The sequence below is a fragment of the Dyella sp. 2RAB6 genome, assembly GCF_052115385.1.
In the GTDB taxonomy this organism is placed as follows: Bacteria; Pseudomonadota; Gammaproteobacteria; order Xanthomonadales; family Rhodanobacteraceae; genus Dyella_D.
The window spans coordinates 528,927-545,953 of sequence record NZ_JBFRGP010000001.1 but is presented as its reverse complement, the minus strand read 5'-3'; the positions used below and the strand labels follow the sequence as shown (position 1 = coordinate 545,953).

Here is a 17,027-nt window from a genome sequence, read left to right as displayed (position 1 = left end):
TGCCCCATGGATAGGGAGTTGTCACGATGGATCGCCCCGCGTATGATTGCCGGCTCGCGCGGACCACCGTGTGACCCCTTTGGAGAGGTGGCAGAGTGGTCGAATGTACCTGACTCGAAATCAGGCGTACGTGTAAGCGTACCGTGGGTTCGAATCCCACCCTCTCCGCCAGAAACGCAAACGCCCCCATGCGGGGGCGTTTGCGTTTCTGGCGGAGAGGGTGGTGTGGACGAACCCACCCGGTTCGACAAATTTGTCTGGAACAAATTTGGACAGCCGCAGGCTGGCCCCGCAGCGCGCAGCGCGGAGGGGTTCGGCCCATGGATGGGCCGAACAATCCCACCCTTCCAAACCGAAGCGCCCCGTCAATCGAAGCCAAAAACAAAAACGCCCCGGCAAGGGGCGTTCTGCAGGCCGGCGCTTAGCAAAGAAAGCAACTCAAGAAGCCACCGCTTCCTCTTTGCGCCAGATACTCACCCCACCCGCACTCTTATCCAGCGCATCCAGCCTCAGCTCATGCGCCGCCACCTCATCGGCATCCGCACGCAACACCTTCGGCCGCCGGCTCAACACGGCAGGCAGCACCACCTGCGTGGCACCCTGCTGCTCCTGCGCCGACTCGAACGCCAGGTCCAGCGCGACCTGGCCCGAAGTCATGGCCAGATAAACCTCGGCCAGCAGCTGGGAGTCGATCAGGCCGCCGTGCAGGTCGCGGGCGGAGTTGTCCACGCCCAGGCGCTTGCATAGCGCGTCCAGGCTGTTGCGCTGGCCGGGGAAGCGCTCGCGCGCCATCACCAGGGTGTCGATCACCGGGCAGCGGTCGCGGATCCGGCCGTAGTTCGCGTCCAGGCGGGCGAGTTCGGCGTCGAGGAAGCCGACGTCGAAGGTGGCGTTGTGGATGATCAGTTCGGAGCCGTCGATAAAGGCCAGGAACTCGGTCACCACGTCGGCGAAGCGCGGCTTGTCGAGCAGGAACTCGTCCTCGATGCCGGTGACCTGCTTGGCGCCTTCGTCGATCAGGCGGTCCGGATTGAGATAGGTCTGGTAATGGCGGCCGGTGGGGCGGCGCTCGACCATCTCGATGCAGGCGATTTCGATCAGGCGGTGGCCCTGGCGGACTTCCAGGCCGGTGGTTTCGGTGTCGAGGACGATCTGCCTCATCGGGGGCTCCTGTACTGCTCGGCCTGTTCGCGGGCGGCCACGTCGACGCGCTCGTTCTCCACATGGCCATTATGGCCGCGCACCCACTGCCAGCGCAGTTGATGGGTGGCGGTGGCGGCGGACAGCCGCTGCCACAGGTCCTGGTTTTTCACCGGCTTCTTGTCGGCGGTCTTCCAGCCATTGGCGCGCCACTTCGGCACCCATTCCTCGATGCCTTGCATGACGTAGCGCGAGTCGGTAGTCAGCGTCACCTTGCACGGGCGCGTCAGCGCCTCCAGCGCGGCGATCGCTGCCATCAGTTCCATCCGATTATTGGTGGTGTCCGGCTCACCGCCTGCGATCAGGCGTTCCGTCCCCTTCGAGCGCAACAAGGCGGCCCAGCCGCCCGGCCCCGGATTGCCGAGGCATGCGCCATCGGTAAAAGCTTCCACGTCGGTCATCGTTACCTGCAGTTGTTCGAGAGTCATGCGTCGGACGAGGTCTCGCGCCTCGCGCCGGGCGCCAGTTTCACATTGACCGGGGCGGACACCAGCGCCGGCTTCAACTTGGCCATGGTCACCACGCGGCGGTTCTTGCGCGCGATCAGCACATAGGCGCCGCCCAGCGGGTGCGCGCCGCGGGCCTTGGCGCCGGCGTTGGGCCATACATGCCCCACCCGCTCGACGCGTTCGATCTCCAGCTCCCCTGCCCGCACCCAGCGCTCCAGCGTCAGCGGCGCAGTGAGCGCCGGCATGCTGGTGTGGCGGCGCTGCCAGTAGACCCACGGCAGCCAGGCGCTGAGCGGATGCAGGCCGGTCACCGCCAGCACGCCGCCCGGCGCCAGCACGCGGCAGGCCTCCTGCAGCAGCGACTGCGGCACGGGCGCCACTTCCATCGCGTGGCGCAGCAGGACCAGGCCGAAGGCGTCGTCGGCGAACGGCAGGGGCTCGTCCGCCCTCGCCTTCACGTCGCCCTGGTAGCGCTTGCCGACCAGGCGCATGCGCGTCCAGTAGCCGAGCAGGGGCAGCACCGGCGGATGGTCGTGCGACAGCGCGGACAGCAGCAAGGCATGCGACCCCGCGCAGCGCTGCAGCAGCGGCGCCATGGCAGCGGCTTCTTCCGCCAGCAGATGGCGGAGGTGCGCACTGGCGTAGATGTCGGGGTCGCGCTGCGGCATGAGATCGGGGCCAACGGTCAGGTGGAGAGTGTAAACGCTGCCTCCGTTCACAGGGGCGCCGCCCTGCTTGGTTGACGCCGCGCACAAGACTGAATGCGCCGACCGCGATTAACGCCTGGATAACGAGCAACCCTTCCGCCCGCTTTATAGTCCCGCACTTCGCGCAAGCCCGGATGGCTGCGCCAGTCGATACGAAAACGCAGTGGAGTTCCCCTTGCACGTCGTACCGCTACCGGCGCTCGCCGACAACTACATCTGGCTGCTGTACGACGATGCCGGCAACGCGATCGCAGTCGATCCCGGCGAAGCCGCCCCCGTCGAAGCCGCGCTCGAGCAGCGCGGACTGCGCCTGCGCGCGATCCTGCTCACCCATCACCACCACGACCATATCGGCGGCGTCGGCGAACTGCTGGCGCGCCACCCGGTGCCGGTGTACGCGCCGCGCGACGAGCGCATCGAACATGTCACGCAACGCGTGGCGGACGGCGACGAGGTGCGCATCGTGCAACCGGCGGCGCAGCTGCGCGTGCTGGAAATTCCCGGCCACACCAGCAGCCATATCGCCTATGTGGGTAATGGCGTGCTGCTGTGCGGCGACACGCTTTTCAGCATGGGCTGCGGCCGCCTGTTCGAAGGCACGCCGGAGCAGATGCTCGCGTCGCTGGATCGCCTGGCCGACCTGCCCGGCGAACTCAAGGTCTGCTGCGCGCACGAATACACCGCGGCCAACGGACGCTTCGCGCAGACGGTGGAACCGGCGAATGCGGCGCTGGCGCAACGCATCGAGCAAGTCCGCAGCTTGCGCGAACAGGCGCAGCCGAGCTTGCCGGTGGAGCTGGACACCGAGCGCGCCACCAATCCGTTCCTGCGCGTCGACAGCGACGACGTGGCGCAATGGTGCACGCGCCATGGCGCCGACGACGACCGCGTTTCGCGCTTCGCCACCCTGCGCGCCGCCAAGGATGAGTTCCGCGCATGACACGCCCCAGCCTTCGCCTGCTTCCCGCGTCGCTGGCGCTGTGCCTCGCCGCCTGCGCCGGCACGTCGCCCCAGCAGCCGTCATCGACGGCCAGCGCGCCGCGCGTGGTCAAGCCCGCTTCGACCAAGCCCGCGGTGAACAATGTCGCCAGCCACGTCGACGCGCCCGCCGCGCCGCAGGACAGCAGCAATGTGTGGGAGCAGTTGCGCGGCAGTTTCAGGATGGCCGATTGCGATGCCGATCCGGTGATCATGGATTGGGCGCGGCGCTACACGCAGAACCCCAGCGCGTTCGAAGCGCAGATGCGCGAGGTGATGCCGCGCCTGATGTATGTGCAGCAGATCGCCGCCAAGCACGACGTGGCGGGCGAGTTCGCCCTGCTGCCGTGGGTGGAAAGCCATTACCGCCCGGTGCCCGGCGTGAAGGGCAACCCCGCCGGCATGTGGCAGATCATGCCGGTGACGGCGAATGCGCTGGGCATGCGCGTGGACAAGAATTTCGACGGCCGCCTGGACATGCCCGCGGCGACCGACGCGATCATGGCGCTGCTCAAGCGCTATCACGACGATCTCGGTGACTGGCGCATGGCGGACTACGCCTTCAACGCCGGCGAGTTCGCCGTGCGCGGCATGGTCAGCCGCTACGGCATGCCTGGCGAAAAGCCGGCGATGCCCAGGATGCCGGTCAAGCGCGTCACCCGCGAACACCTGGCCAAGCTGCTGGCGATTTCCTGCGTGGTGCGCGAACCGCAGCGCTTCCATGTCGAGCTGCCGTTGATCACGCCGGAGCAGCAGCTGGTGTCGGTCGACGTCGACCGCTCGATGCCGCTGGCCCAGGCGGCCAACCATGCCGGCATGTCGGTGGATGAGTTGAAGAACCTCAATGCGGGTTTCCGCAACGGCTATGTCGACAAGCGCGCCGCCTCTTACCTGGTGATGCCGAGCGGCCGCGTCGAGCAGTTCCGCAACTCGCTGCTGCAGAACGGCAACAACCTCGCCAGCAATGATGCGAACGACAACCGCCTGGCCGCGGCGACGAACGGACCGTCGGCCACGCAGGACGACAACGCTTCCACCGCGGCTTCGCACACGCATACGGTCAAGGCCGGCGAAACGCTGTGGAACATCGCGCGCCACTATTCGCTGGACGTCAACCAGATCAAGCGCTGGAACGGCCTGCAGGGTTCCAAGCTGCGGCTGGGCCAGGTGCTGAAGCTCAGCGCGCAAGGTTGACCCTGCGCGGACCGCGCTAGACTTGCCGCGACGCGCCACCGCGCGCCGCCGCCGCTTAGCGAGATGGGCATGGGGGACTGGGTATGGGATTCCTGCATGGCAAGCGCGCACTGATCGTCGGCATCGCCAGCCAACGCTCGATCGCCTGGGGCATCGCCAATGCGATGTACCGCGAAGGCGCGCAACTGGCCTTCACCTATCAGAACGAACGGCTCAAGGATCGCGTCGACGAAGCGGCCAACGCCTTCGGCTCCAACATCGTGCTGCCCTGCGACGTGGCGGACGACGGCCAGATCGAACAGCTTTTCGCCGCGCTGGGCCGACACTGGGATGGTTTCGACATCCTGGTGCATTCGGTGGGCTACGCGCCGCGCGAGGCGCTGCAAGGCGAATTCCTCGACCAGCTGACGCGCGAGAACTTCGCCGTCGCGCACGACATCTCCAGCTACAGCCTCGCCGCGTTAGCCCGCGCGGCGCGGCCGCTGATGGCCGGGCGCGGCGGCGCGATCCTCACGCTCAGCTATCTCGGCGCGGAGCGTGCGCTGTCCAGCTACAACGTGATGGGCCTGGCCAAGGCGAGCCTGGAAGCGAACGTGCGTTACCTCGCTTTCAACCTCGGGCCGGAGGGCACGCGGGTGAATGCCATTTCCGCGGGACCGATCAAGACGCTGGCCGCTGCGGGCGTCTCCAACTTCCGCAAGATGCTGGAGCATGTGGAAGAGCACGCGCCGTTGCGGCGCAGCGTGACGATCGACGAAGTAGGCAATGTGGCGGCGTTCCTGTGCTCGGATCTCGCTTCGGGCATCACCGGTGAGATCACCTATGTCGATGCGGGGTACAACATCCTCGGCATGACCGGCGTCTGACGAGACCTGGTGCCAGGCGCGCTTGAATCGCGTCGCCGCACAGACATCGTCATTCCGGCGCAGGCCGGAATCCAGTAGCGATAGAGCTCGATTTCCGCGATATCTCACCATCGAATGCCGTTGCTACCGGATTCCGGCCTGCGCCGGAATGACGATCGATGGGCACCACTGCTGTCCGCACCCGGAACTCACCAAGAAAAAGGCGACCCTTCGGTCGCCTTTTTGGGTATCACCGAATCGCTTGCTTACATGCGATCCGTGGCGACCTTGATCTCGGTCTTCGCCTTCAGCGCATCGATGAACTCCTGCGTCGCCGAAGCGCCGTACACGCGCGCCATCTGCTGACGCAGCATGTCGCGCTGCTGGGCCGGCAGCTTGGACAGGTCGGCGTCCTGCACCTTGTCCAGCGCCAGCAGGTCGTACGAGCCGTCCTGCTGCGCCACGCTGGTGAACTGCGACTTGCCCTGCGCCGGATGCGGCAGCTTGAACGCGGCGTCGACCAGTTCCGGCGACACGTCGGCCAGGCCGCGGGTCGCTTCGCTGGAGGTCTTCAGCGGCGCGCCGACCGAAGCGGCCACGGCGGCGATGTCCTCGCCCTTCTGCAGACGGGCCAGCAGCTCGTCGGACTTGGCCTTGGCGGCGGCGGCGACGCGCTCGTCCAGGATCTTCTGGCGCACGATGTCGCGCACCTCGGCCAGCGGCTTGACGGCGGCGGACACGTGCTTGTCGACGTGGATCACCACCGCATGGTCGTTGCCCAGGTCGATCAGGCCGGAGTTGTTGCCCTGCGCCAGCACGTCGTCGGCGAACGCGGCCTGCGCCAGCTTCGGGTTGGCGGTGATGCCCGCGCCACCCTGGCGCGAGAACAGCTCGGAGGTCTTGATCGGCAGGCCCAGGGCCTGCGCGGCCGGCTCCAGCGAGCCCGGATTCTGGTAGGCGCTGTCGGTGAGCTTGCCGGCGATTTCGTTGTACTTGCGGTCGCGGTCGCCGGTCAGCGCTTCCTTCACCAGCTGCTCGCGCACGTCGGCGAACGGCTTGGGCTGGCCATTGCGCACGTCGCGCAGCCACAGCACGTGGTAACCCTCGTCGGACAGCACCGGCTTGGACACCTGGCCCTTCGCCAGCGTGAACAGCGCCTCGTCGAAGGCCGGATTGGCCACGCCCTTCTCCAGCCAGCCCAGGTCGCCGCCGGTGCGCTTGGAACCGAGGTCGTCGGAGGACTGCCCGGCCAGCTTGGCGAAGTTGTCCGGCCTGGCTTCGCCGGCGAGCTGCTCGGCCTTGGCCAGCGCGGCCTTCTGCTGCTCCGGCGTGGCGTTCTTCGGCACGTTGACCAGGATGTGCGAGACCAGGCGCTGCTCCGGCATCATGAAGCGCTGCTTGCCTTCGTCGTAGCGCTTCTTCAGGTCGTCCTCGCTGGGCTGGGTGTCCAGCTTCAGGTCGCCGCCGCTGACTTCGATGTACTTCACCGAGACCTGCTCGGGATTCATGAAGTCGCCCTGGTGCGACTTGTAGTAAGCGTCGATCTGCGCGTCGTCGACCTTGGTGTCGGTCAGCGCCGGGCGCGGCAGCGCGAAGTAGCGCAGGTCGCGGCGCTGCATGCTGAGGTTGAGATAACGGTCGATGTCGGCGTCGGTGACCAGGGTGGACGCGGTGATCGCGTCGGGCAGCTGGGCGACGTCCAGTTCGTTGCGCAGCTCCGCCTCGAACTGGCCGGGCGTGCGGCCCATGCCGGCGAGGAAGGCGCGATACAGGCCGGCGTCGAACTTGCCGTTCTGCTGCAGGCCCGGGAAGGCCATGATGGCGTCGCGCAGCTGCTGGTCGGAGATGCGCATGCCCATCTTCTCGGCGGCATCCACCAGCAGGCGCTGGTCGACCATCGCGTTGACCACGCGCAGCTTGTTTTCCGGCTTCTCGAACGCGGCGGCGTCGAACTGCTCACCCTGCTGCTGGACCATCTGCTGGCGCAGATTGTTCATGCGCTGCTGCAGGTCCTGCTGGGAGATCTCATGCTTGCCCACCTTCGCCACGAAGGTCTCGGTATGCGACATGAAATACGACTCGATGCCGAAGAACGAGATGGCGAACACACAGATGCCGAGGATCAGGATCGACGGCCAGCCGTGCATCTTGGTACGTAGTGCCTGCAACATGGGAATCTTCCCCGTCAGGGTTGATCAAGTGCGCCCGACCCGGCGCGGTCCATAAAAAGCAAGGGCGCCACGCGGGCGCCCTTGCGAACTGTGGCGGAGCGGACGGGACTCGAACCCGCGACCTCCGGCGTGACAGGCCAGCATTCTAACCGACTGAACTACCGCTCCGCAGTTTTCTGGTGGGTGCTGTAGGGATCGAACCTACGACCATCGCCTTGTAAGGGCGGTGCTCTACCGCTGAGCTAAGCACCCGAAACCAAGCGATAAGCCGCTTAGTTTAGGGCATCCTTCAGGGTCTTGCCAGCCTTGAAAGCCGGAACCTTCGAGGCCTTGATCTTGATCGTCTCGTTGGTGCGCGGGTTGCGACCGGTACGGGCGGCGCGCTTGCGTACGGTGAACGTGCCAAAGCCAACGACCGACACATCGTCACCCTTCTTCAGCGCCTTCTGCACGGTCTCGAAGAACGCCTCGAGCGCGCGGCCGGCATCGGCCTTGGTGAGTTCGGCCTTCTCGGCAATGGCATTGATCAGATCGGTTTTATTCATTGAGACACTCCCTTAAACGTTGTGCGGCGCGCGTGGTCAGTCTGGGACGAGACAACGCCGACTTGGATGATTTGGCGACCGGTGGGCGCCGCCCCGCGACCCCGCATCGATGCGCTTCCGACGTCGCGCGTGGATTGCGGTGCCGCTCTTTATACCAGTGGCCCCTAGGGTCCGCAATACAAGCAATACCAAGGCTTTCAGGGTTTTCGAAGGCTTGCGGCGGCACTTGCCGGAAGGGGTGCGAAACGTTAGCCGACGCACATGCGACGACGCATTCGCGCAACAAAAAAGTGGCATGCCAGAGGCATGCCACTTTCGCTCGAAGCGACGACCAATGCTCGCTCAGTGCGGACGAGCCGGCGTCTCGCCGGAGTCCTCGGTGCCGTCGACCTTCTTCTCGACCTTCGCGGCGGCTTCCGCTTCGCCCGCCTGTCGCGGGTGCAGCGGAAGCTCCAGCGCGATGTCGAGCACTTCGTCGATCCAGCGCACCGCGTGGATCTCGAGCTGGCCGGTGATGTTCGACGGAATGTCCGCGAGGTCCTTCTTGTTCTCTTCCGGGATGATCACCGTGGTGATGCCGCCGCGATGCGCCGCCAGCAGCTTTTCCTTCAGGCCACCGATCGGCAGCACGCGGCCGCGCAGCGTGATCTCGCCGGTCATCGCCACCTCGGAGCGCACCGGCACCTTGGTCAGCGCCGACACCAGCGCCGTGCACATGGCGATGCCTGCGCTCGGGCCGTCCTTCGGCGTCGCGCCTTCCGGCACGTGGATGTGGATGTCCAGGGTCTGGTGGAATTCCGGATCGATACCGAAGCGATCCGCACGCGCGCGCACCACCGTGAGCGCCGCCTGGATCGATTCCTTCATCACGTCGCCAAGCTGGCCGGTGTGCACCAGCCGGCCCTTGCCCGGCACGATGGAGGCTTCGATGCTGAGCAGATCGCCGCCCACCTGCGTCCACGCCAGGCCGGTGACCAGGCCCACTTCGTTCTGCAGTTCCTTGCGGCCGAAATCGAAGCGGCGCACGCCGAGGTACTGCTCGAGGTTCTCGGAAGTGACCTTGATCGCCGCAGGCTTCTTCGCCTTGGCGGTCTTCGCGGTCTCGGCCTTCGCCTTGGACTTGGCCGCCTTCTTCGCTTCGCCCAGGGTCAGCTCCTTCACCACCTTGCGGCAGATCTTGGACACTTCGCGCTCGAGGTTGCGCACACCGGATTCGCGCGTGTAGTAGCGCACGATGTCGCGGATGGCTTCGCCGTCCACGCTCAGCTCGTCCGGCTTCAGGCCGTTGGCCTTCAGCTGCTTGGGCAGCAGGTACTTCTGCGCGATGCCCAGCTTCTCATCCTCGGTGTAGCCGGGGATGCGGATGACTTCCATGCGGTCCAGCAGCGGGCCGGGAATGTTGAGCGAGTTGGCGGTGGCGACCCACATCACCTCGGACAGATCGAGATCGACTTCGAGGTAGTGGTCGTTGAAGGTGTGGTTCTGTTCGGGATCGAGCACTTCCAGCAGCGCCGATGACGGATCGCCGCGGAAGTCCATCGACATCTTGTCGATCTCGTCGAGCACGAACAGCGGATTCTTGGTGCCGACCTTATTCAAGTTCTGCACGATACGACCCGGCATCGAGCCGATATACGTGCGGCGATGGCCGCGGATCTCGGCCTCGTCGCGCACGCCGCCGAGGCTCATGCGGACGAACTTGCGGTTGGTCGCCTTCGCGATCGACTGGCCGAGCGAGGTCTTGCCCACGCCGGGCGGGCCGACCAGGCACAGGATCGGGCCCTTCATGGTGTTCACGCGCTGCTGCACGGCGAGGTATTCGAGGATGCGCTCCTTGACCTTCTCCAGGCCGAAGTGGTCGGCATCGAGCACGTCCTGCGCCAGCTGCAGGTCCTTGCGCACCTTGCTGCGCTTCTTCCACGGCACGCCGACCAGCCAGTCCAGGTAGTTGCGCACCACCGTGGCTTCGGCCGACATCGGCGACATCTGGCGCAGCTTGCTGAATTCCTGGCGCGCCTTGGCCAGCACCGGCTTGGGCATGCCGGCGTTGTCGATCTTCTTCTGCAGCTCCTCGACTTCGTTCGGGCCTTCCTCGCTCTCGCCGAGCTCCTTCTGGATGGCCTTCATCTGTTCGTTGAGGTAGTACTCGCGCTGGCTCTTTTCCATCTGCGACTTCACGCGGCCGCGGATGCGCTTTTCCACCTGCTGCAGATCCATCTCGCCGTCGACCAGGCCGATCAGCAGCTCAAGGCGCTGGCCGACGTCGTAGGTTTCCAGCACTTTCTGCTTGTCGGCCATGCGCACGGAAAGATGCGCGGCGATGGAGTCGGCCAGGCGCGACGGATCGTCGATGCCGGACAACGTGGCCAGCACTTCCGGTGGCAGCTTGCGGCTCTGCTTCACCAGTTGCTCGAACAGCGAGACCAGCGTGCGCGAGACCACGTCGAGCTCGCGCTCCTTGGCGCTGTACTGCGGCTCGATGATGCGGGAGGTGGCCATCAGCATGCCGCCCTCCTCCTGGTACTTCTCGACGGACACGCGCGCCTGGCCTTCGACCAGCACCTTCACGGTGCCGTCGGGCAGCTTCAGCAGCTGCAGCACGCCGGCGAGCGTGCCGATCTGGTGCAGGTCGGCCACGGCCGGGTCGTCGATGTCCGGGCTCTTCTGCGCCACCAGCAGGATCTGGCGCTCGCCTTCCATGGCGCGCTCGAGCGCGCGCATCGATTTGTCGCGGCCGACGAACAGCGGGATGACCATGTGGGGATAGACCACGACGTCGCGCAGCGGCAAGACCGGAAGCGCGTCCAGCGCGGCACCGGTGGCGACTGGAAGGGGGGCATTTTTTGCCATGTGAAATGGTTCCCTCTGGGGACTAAAACGACTACGCCCCGACACTGCGCCGGAGGCATCTGATCGTCAAGTGGAGGCCGTGACGGCGTCATACAAGTGCATGCGCGACAACGAAAACCAAAACGGCCCCGAGCAAAAAGATGGCCTTAAACAACGGCCCCAAAAAAAACGGCCCCGGATTGCGCCGGAGCCGTTCGTTCAGCCTGGAAACACGGTTCAGGCCGCGTCGCCGCTCTCGCCCGCCACGCGCTGCTGCTGCAGGTTGCCGCGATAGATCAGGTAGGGCTCGGCCTGGCCGTTGATGACGGCGTCGTCCACGACCACCTTGCTGACGTGCTCCAGCGAGGGCAGCTCGTACATGGTGTCGAGCAGCACCTGCTCCAGGATGGTGCGCAGGCCGCGCGCGCCGGTCTTGCGCTTCAGCGCCTTGCGGGCGATCGCCTGCAGGGCTTCCGGGCGGAATTCCAGCTCCACGCCTTCCATCTCGAACAGTTTCTTGAACTGCTTGGTGACGGCGTTGCGCGGCTCGGTGAGGATCTTCACCAGGGCGGGCTCGTCCAGCTCGTCCAGGGTCGCGACCACCGGCAGGCGGCCGACGAATTCCGGGATCAGGCCGAAGCGCACCAGGTCCGACGGCTCCACCTCGGCCAGCACCTTGCCGAGGTTCTCGGTGCGTTCCTTGCTGCGCACTTCGGCGGAGAAGCCGATGCCCGTCGTCTCGGAACGCTGCTGGATCACCTTCTCCAGGCCGGCGAATGCGCCGCCGCAGATGAAGAGGATGTTCTTGGTGTCGACCTGCAGGAATTCCTGCTGCGGATGCTTGCGGCCGCCCTGCGGCGGCACCGAGGCCAGGGTGCCCTCGATCAGCTTCAGCAGCGCCTGCTGCACGCCTTCGCCGGACACGTCGCGGGTGATCGACGGGTTCTCGCTCTTGCGCGAGATCTTGTCGATTTCGTCGATGTAGACGATGCCCGACTGCGCCTTCTCGACGTCGTAGTCGCACTTCTGCAGCAGCTTCTGGATGATGTTTTCCACATCCTCGCCCACGTAGCCCGCTTCGGTCAGCGTGGTGGCGTCGGCGATGGTGAACGGCACGTTGAGCAGGCGCGCCAGCGTTTCGGCGAGCAGCGTCTTGCCCGAACCGGTGGGGCCGATCAGCAGGATGTTGGACTTGCCCAGCTCGACGTCGTCGCTCTTCTGACGCGACTCCATGCGCTTGTAGTGGTTGTACACGGCCACCGCCAGCGCCTTCTTCGCGCGGGTCTGGCCGACCACGTACTGATCGAGCGTTTCCATGATCTCGCGCGGCTTGGGCAGCTGGCTGCGCCCGGAGGCGGCCTTCTCCTCCAGTTCCTCGCGGATGATGTCGTTGCAAAGCTCCACGCACTCATCGCAGATGAACACGGAGGGACCCGCGATCAGCTTGCGCACTTCATGCTGGCTCTTGCCGCAGAAGGAGCAGTAGAGAATCTTGCCGCTGTCGTTGGAACGGCCCTGCCGCTCGTCAGTCATGCTGTAACCCTGCTGTAAATCGGTTGCGACGCGAGAATAGCACAGGGTTCCGCGTCCGATTCCAGACGCAGAACCCTAGCTCCCAAGCACTGTAACGGCCGCGGATCAGGCCGACTTGACCGTTTCGCCGGTGCGGCGGTCGAGCACCTGGTCGATCAGGCCGTATTCGCGGGCGGCCTCGGCGCTCATGAAGCGGTCACGCTCCATGTCCCGCTCGATCTTGTCCAGCGGCTGGCCGGTGTGCTGCACGTAAATATCGTTAAGGCGGCGACGCAGGTACAGGATTTCCTGGGCCTGGATCTCGATATCCGTCGCCTGGCCGCGGGCGCCGCCCGACGGCTGGTGGATCATCACGCGCGAATTGGGCAGTGAATAGCGCTTGCCCTTGGCGCCGGCCATCAGCAGCAGCGAGGCGGCGCTGCAGGCCTGGCCCACGCACATGGTGCTGACGTCGGGCTTGACGAACTGCATGGTGTCGTAGATCGCCAGGCCGGCGGTGACCGCACCGCCCGGGCTGTTGATGTACAGATGGATGTCCTTGTCCGGGTTTTCGGACTCCAGGAACAGCATCTGCGCGACCAGCAGGTTGGCAACCTGGTCGTTGACTTCGCCGACCAGGAAGATCACGCGCTCTTTCAGCAGGCGCGAATAGATGTCGTACGAACGTTCGCCGCGGGCGGTCTGCTCGACGACGATGGGGACCAGGTTGAGGTTCTGGATCGGGTCCATGGCCATGCTTGTCGCTCTCCGGGTTGATACGCCTGATGTTGCTGGTGGATCGTGCTGGAAACTGCCTGAAACCGCCATCCGGGCGGAAATCGCGCATGTTCGCGGCACGTTGCTCGTCGTTGCCCGCTTTGCGGCCGGGCCCGTACGGGCCGGCCGCGATGACTCTTTAACCAAAGGTCAAGCGGGTGTCGATCGATACCCGCCTCAGGCGCTGACCGGGCGCATCACCTCGTCGAAGCTCAGCTTGTCGTCGGTGGTCTTGGCGTGGTCCGCCACCCACAGCGCGACCTGGTCTTCCATCACGCGGTTCTGCAGCCCGGACATCAGTTGGGGGTCGGAGTTGTACAGTTCAATGACCTTTTCCGGCTCCTCGTAGGTCGAGGCGATCGCGGCCAGCTGCTCGGCCAGGCGGATCCGGTCCAGCTTCAGCTCCTGCTTGCGGGCCAGCTCGCTCATCAGCAGGCCGGCGATCACCCGCTTGCGGGCCATCGGGGTGGCGGCCTCGACCAGCTGCGGCGGCGGCTGCTGGCCGCGCGGCACGCTGCCGGCGGCAAGCTGCTGGGCTTCGGACTGCACCATGATGTTCGGCACTTCGAGGCCGTCGTGGGCATCGGCCAGCTTCTCGGCCACCTGGGACTTCAGGCGGGCCATCAGGGTGGCCTTCAGCTCGCGCTCGAGGTTGTTGCGCACTTCCTTGTGGAACTGCTCGAGGTCGCCATCGACGATGCCGAACAGCTTGGCGAACTCGCCGTCCACGGTCGGCAGCTTGGGCTCCTGCACCTTCACGATCTTGAACGAGACCTTGGCGGTCTGGCCGGCCAGGCTTTCGTTGCGGAAATCGGCGGGGAACGCCACGTCGGTGTCGAATTCGTCACCAGCCGAGCGGCCGGTCAGGGCCTCGTCCAGCGCCTTGAACAGGGTGCCCGAGCCGAGCACGCTGCCGGCGCGCTCCAGGCCCTCGGCCGGGAAGCGGTAGTCGCCGGCGACGGCGCTGTACTCGAACATCACGAAGTCGCCCTCGGCCGAGGCGCGGGACACGTCGTCGAAGCTGCGGCGCTGGGCGCGCAGGGTCTCGATCATCTTCTCGATGTCGGCGTCGGTCACTTCGGCGACCGGGCGCTGGATTTCCAGCGCGGCCACGTCGACTTCCGGGAACTCCGGCATGATCTCGAAGGTGGCGGTGTAGCTGATCTCGCCGTTTTCCGGCTGGCCGGTGGTGTCCACCGCCGGGTTGGCGACCGGACGCAGGTTCTCCTGGTTCACCGCGTCGCGCAGGGTGCTGCCGATCAGGTCGGACAGCACTTCGCCACGCACCTGCGCGCCGAAGCGCTGCTGGATCACCGTGGTCGGCACCTTGCCCGGACGGAAGCCCTTCAGGCGCACCGTGCGGCCCATCTCGGCGATGCGCGCGCTGACCTGCGACTCGAAGCGCTCCGCGGGGAATTTCACCGTGAGCTTGCGCTCGAGCTTGCCAACGTTTTCAACCGAAACCTGCATGACGTCTCCTGAATACCCGAAAGTGCGCGCCGACCGCGCCCGGCGGTCGTACCGCCCGCAAAAAAACTACCAATTCGATAAGGGATGGTGCGAAAGGCGGGACTCGAACCCGCACGGTGTTACCCGCTGGAACCTAAATCCAGTGCGTCTACCAATTCCGCCACTTTCGCTCGGACCGACCTGAAGAAAGACGCCTGTAAGCTGCGGATACCACGAGGAATTCACCCAGGCACACGGCCTGCCGCACCCCCCGTCCGTACCCGGGCCCCTCGCCCTAAGTCGATGATTCCCTTACACGAAAGCAGGCCATTTTACGGTTGCGCGCGGCGGCAAGACAAGCCAAGGGCGGCTTGTCCACTCCTTTATGTAAAGATCCCGCCCGCTCAAGGGCTTGCGCGCCGGAGCCGGCGCCGCGCGAGTCTCAAAGCTCGCGCAGAACCCGGAAGCCGACGCGTCCGCTGCGCACATTCCCTTCCGCGCCCTGCCGGTAGGCCGAGCGCACCTGGTCCGGCGAGCTGCCCCAGGAGCCGCCGCGCACCACCCGCGTCGAGCAGCCGGGATTGACCCAGGCGGTGCCGTCGGTGGGCGCGCGCACGTAGCTGTCGTGCCAGCAGTCCATCACCCACTCCGACACATTGCCGTCGATGTCGAACAGCCCGTACGGGTTGGCCTCGAAACTCATTACCGGCGCTGGGCCCCAGTAACCGTCGCGGTACTTCTCGAATGCATTGCTCCAGCGCCGCCCGCTCTGCGAGCGGTCGCCGGCGCCGGTGAGGTTTTCCACCTTGCGGGTGGGCGCGCCGTTGCCCCACCAGTAGCGGGTGGTGGTGCCGCCGCGCAGCGCGTATTCGAACTCCGCCTCGCTGGGCAGCCGGTAGCGCTTGCCGGTGCGCTGGCCGAGCCAGTCGACGTAGGCCTTGGCGTCGTTCCAGGAGATGTTCACCACCGGCAGCCGCTCGTCGCTGGCGGCGCGGCCGGCGTAGTCGCTTTGCCAGCTGGCATCCGGATCGTCGCGCAGCGCACCGCTGCGTTCGTCGTACACGCTGGCGCCGCCGAGCTTCAACGAATCCGGCTGGTAGCCGCTGGCGCGCACGAATTCGCGGAACTGGCCAATGGTGATTTCCGCGCGCGATAGCGCGAAACCCTTGCCGATGGTCACCTGGTGCTGCGGCGTCTCCGCCCCCGCATGCCCGTCCTCGCTGTCCGGCGCGCCCATGCTGAAGCTGCCGGTGGGGATCACCACCATCGACGGCGTCTGCCCCGGCAGGTCCACGTAGCGGTCGCTGAACACCTGGCCGGGTTTGTAGCTGGCGTACAGGCGCGCATTGGTCAGCCGCTCCTGCAGATCGCCCAGGCCGGGAAGATCCGGCGCCAGCTCCTTCACCTGCTCCGTCAGCTGCAGCGCCAGCGCCTGGTCGCCGCCATCCAGCGCCGAACGCGCCTGCGCCAGCAGGTTGGCGGCGCGCTGGTGGCGGATGCCGTCGACGCGGCCTTGCACATCCTGCAGCGCCGTCGAGCCGGGCAGGATCGTCGCCGCCTCGGTCAACGCATCGCCGGCGCCCTTGAAATCGTTGTTGGCGACCGCGGCGAGCGCGCGATCGAGCACCGCACGCTGCACCTGCGCGATGCCCTGCGCGGCCACCGCGTTCTCCGCATCCAGCTGCTGCACCTGGCGATACAGCTCCAACGCATTGCCGCCCTTGGGTGCGTCCACCTTGCCCTGCTGCAGCAAGCTCGCCGCCTGCGCCAGCATCGGGCGCACCTGGGCCAGCGTCTTCAATTTCGCTTCGGCCTGCGCCACGTCGTCCTTGCTGTCGGGCACGCTCTTGAGCGCGCCCAGCAATTCCTTGGCCGACTCTTCGTCGCCGACCAGGATGTCCTGGCCGATCTCCGCCACCAGCCGCGCACGCACTTCGTACAGGCCCTGCGCCGCGCGGCGACTGTCCGGCTTCAGCTTCAGCGCTTCGGCGAACAGCGCCGCCGCGCCGTCCTTGTCGCCGGCCAACTGTCCGTTGTGCAGCGCCTTGGAAGCCTTGTCGAGCAAGGCCTCCACCTCGGGCGGGTCGGCGCTCTTCTGCTCGGGCAGGCTCTCGTTCTGTTTGCTCATGCGCGCCACGATCACGTCGGTCGGCGCCAAGGTCACCGGCGGGCCGGCATCCAGCTCGGCCTGCGCGTTGCCGGCCGGCGCGCGGCCGGCGCCGGGCAGCACGGCGGCTGGACCGAGGTTCATCGCGCGCTGCGTCTGCACCCGCGTCGGGTCGACGTGGAACACGCGCGGAAAAAAGTGATAGACCAGCGCCATCCCGAGCACGACCACGCCAAGCGCTCCACCCAGGGAGCGTTGGCGTCG

13 protein-coding genes and 4 tRNA genes are annotated in these 17,027 nt (G+C 66.2%); 4 read left to right on the top strand and 13 right to left on the bottom strand.

Going from position 1 to position 17,027, the window contains the following annotated elements; translation table 11 throughout:
* The first annotated feature begins 81 nt into the window (after positions 1-81).
* Positions 82-171, top strand: a tRNA-Ser gene (locus AB4083_RS02390).
* 267 nt (positions 172-438) lie between these two features.
* On the opposite strand, the gene dnaQ is transcribed toward AB4083_RS02390, so the two are convergent.
* The 3 genes from dnaQ to AB4083_RS02375 are packed head-to-tail and all read right to left on the bottom strand — an operon-like array spanning position 439 to position 2,317.
* Positions 439-1,161: a DNA polymerase III subunit epsilon gene (gene dnaQ / locus AB4083_RS02385; RefSeq protein ID WP_441606150.1), complete on the bottom strand. Its 723-nt coding sequence runs from the start codon at positions 1,159-1,161 to the stop codon at positions 439-441.
* Entirely contained in the window at positions 1,158-1,601 is a 444-nt protein-coding gene (gene rnhA, locus AB4083_RS02380; protein WP_441606465.1) for a ribonuclease HI, read from the bottom strand. The genes dnaQ and rnhA overlap by 4 nt, the downstream gene beginning before the upstream one ends.
* Before the next feature lie 23 nt (positions 1,602-1,624).
* A complete protein-coding gene (locus AB4083_RS02375) occupies positions 1,625-2,317 on the bottom strand; it encodes a class I SAM-dependent methyltransferase (RefSeq protein WP_441606149.1) in 693 nt (230 codons plus the stop codon).
* A 214-nt stretch (positions 2,318-2,531) separates the two neighbouring features.
* Here AB4083_RS02375 and gloB point away from each other — a divergent pair, with 214 nt between their 5' ends.
* From gloB to AB4083_RS02360, 3 genes are all read left to right on the top strand, one after another.
* Positions 2,532-3,296, top strand: coding sequence for a hydroxyacylglutathione hydrolase (gene gloB / locus AB4083_RS02370; RefSeq protein WP_441606148.1), 765 nt, complete (start codon positions 2,532-2,534; stop codon positions 3,294-3,296).
* Positions 3,293-4,528, top strand: a complete 1,236-nt coding sequence (locus AB4083_RS02365) for a LysM peptidoglycan-binding domain-containing protein (RefSeq protein WP_441606147.1) — start codon at positions 3,293-3,295, stop codon at positions 4,526-4,528. Before gloB ends, AB4083_RS02365 begins: the two co-directional genes overlap by 4 nt.
* Positions 4,529-4,611: 83 nt before the next feature.
* Positions 4,612-5,394, top strand: coding sequence for an enoyl-ACP reductase FabI (locus AB4083_RS02360; RefSeq protein WP_441606146.1), 783 nt, complete (start codon positions 4,612-4,614; stop codon positions 5,392-5,394).
* A 245-nt stretch (positions 5,395-5,639) separates the two neighbouring features.
* Here AB4083_RS02360 and AB4083_RS02355 read toward each other — a convergent pair whose 3' ends face one another.
* From AB4083_RS02355 to AB4083_RS02310, 10 genes are all read right to left on the bottom strand, one after another.
* Positions 5,640-7,544, bottom strand: coding sequence for a SurA N-terminal domain-containing protein (locus AB4083_RS02355; RefSeq protein WP_441606145.1), 1,905 nt, complete (start codon positions 7,542-7,544; stop codon positions 5,640-5,642).
* A 91-nt stretch (positions 7,545-7,635) separates the two neighbouring features.
* Positions 7,636-7,712, bottom strand: a tRNA-Asp gene (locus AB4083_RS02350).
* Positions 7,713-7,721: 9 nt separating this feature from the next.
* A tRNA-Val gene (locus AB4083_RS02345) sits at positions 7,722-7,796 on the bottom strand.
* A 20-nt stretch (positions 7,797-7,816) separates the two neighbouring features.
* Complete coding sequence (locus AB4083_RS02340; protein WP_019465590.1) at positions 7,817-8,089, bottom strand: HU family DNA-binding protein; 273 nt, start codon at positions 8,087-8,089, stop codon at positions 7,817-7,819.
* Positions 8,090-8,431: 342 nt separating this feature from the next.
* Positions 8,432-10,939 carry an endopeptidase La gene (gene lon, locus AB4083_RS02335; RefSeq protein ID WP_441606144.1) on the bottom strand — a complete coding sequence of 836 codons (2,508 nt, stop codon included), beginning with the start codon at positions 10,937-10,939 and terminating at the stop codon, positions 8,432-8,434.
* Between the two features lie 216 nt (positions 10,940-11,155).
* A complete protein-coding gene (clpX, locus tag AB4083_RS02330) occupies positions 11,156-12,451 on the bottom strand; it encodes an ATP-dependent Clp protease ATP-binding subunit ClpX (RefSeq protein ID WP_441606143.1) in 1,296 nt (431 codons plus the stop codon).
* A gap of 105 nt (positions 12,452-12,556) precedes the next feature.
* Positions 12,557-13,186, bottom strand: a complete 630-nt coding sequence (gene clpP / locus AB4083_RS02325; RefSeq protein WP_441606142.1) for an ATP-dependent Clp endopeptidase proteolytic subunit ClpP — start codon at positions 13,184-13,186, stop codon at positions 12,557-12,559.
* A 198-nt stretch (positions 13,187-13,384) separates the two neighbouring features.
* Complete coding sequence (gene tig, locus AB4083_RS02320; protein WP_441606141.1) at positions 13,385-14,677, bottom strand: trigger factor; 1,293 nt, start codon at positions 14,675-14,677, stop codon at positions 13,385-13,387.
* A gap of 85 nt (positions 14,678-14,762) precedes the next feature.
* Positions 14,763-14,847 (bottom strand) — tRNA-Leu (locus tag AB4083_RS02315).
* A 251-nt stretch (positions 14,848-15,098) separates the two neighbouring features.
* The gene (locus AB4083_RS02310) at positions 15,099-16,994 is read right to left on the bottom strand and encodes an SUMF1/EgtB/PvdO family nonheme iron enzyme (protein ID WP_441606140.1); all 1,896 of its coding nucleotides are present in this window, start codon (positions 16,992-16,994) and stop codon (positions 15,099-15,101) included.
* Between the last annotated feature and the right edge of the window lie 33 nt (positions 16,995-17,027).

Excerpts from the sequence above, each read along its gene's own strand:
- AB4083_RS02375 (WP_441606149.1), bottom strand. The coding sequence starts at position 2,317 with ATGCCGCAGCGCGACCCCGACATCTACGCCAGTGCGCACCTCCGCCAT.
- lon (WP_441606144.1), bottom strand. The coding sequence starts at position 10,939 with ATGGCAAAAAATGCCCCCCTTCCAGTCGCCACCGGTGCCGCGCTGGAC.
- AB4083_RS02360 (WP_441606146.1), top strand. The coding sequence starts at position 4,612 with ATGGGATTCCTGCATGGCAAGCGCGCACTGATCGTCGGCATCGCCAGC.
- tig (WP_441606141.1), bottom strand. The coding sequence starts at position 14,677 with ATGCAGGTTTCGGTTGAAAACGTTGGCAAGCTCGAGCGCAAGCTCACG.
- AB4083_RS02355 (WP_441606145.1), bottom strand. The coding sequence starts at position 7,544 with ATGTTGCAGGCACTACGTACCAAGATGCACGGCTGGCCGTCGATCCTG.
- AB4083_RS02365 (WP_441606147.1), top strand. The coding sequence starts at position 3,293 with ATGACACGCCCCAGCCTTCGCCTGCTTCCCGCGTCGCTGGCGCTGTGC.
- AB4083_RS02340 (WP_019465590.1), bottom strand. The coding sequence starts at position 8,089 with ATGAATAAAACCGATCTGATCAATGCCATTGCCGAGAAGGCCGAACTC.
- dnaQ (WP_441606150.1), bottom strand. The coding sequence starts at position 1,161 with ATGAGGCAGATCGTCCTCGACACCGAAACCACCGGCCTGGAAGTCCGC.
- clpX (WP_441606143.1), bottom strand. The coding sequence starts at position 12,451 with ATGACTGACGAGCGGCAGGGCCGTTCCAACGACAGCGGCAAGATTCTC.
- rnhA (WP_441606465.1), bottom strand. The coding sequence starts at position 1,601 with ATGACCGACGTGGAAGCTTTTACCGATGGCGCATGCCTCGGCAATCCG.
- clpP (WP_441606142.1), bottom strand. The coding sequence starts at position 13,186 with ATGGCCATGGACCCGATCCAGAACCTCAACCTGGTCCCCATCGTCGTC.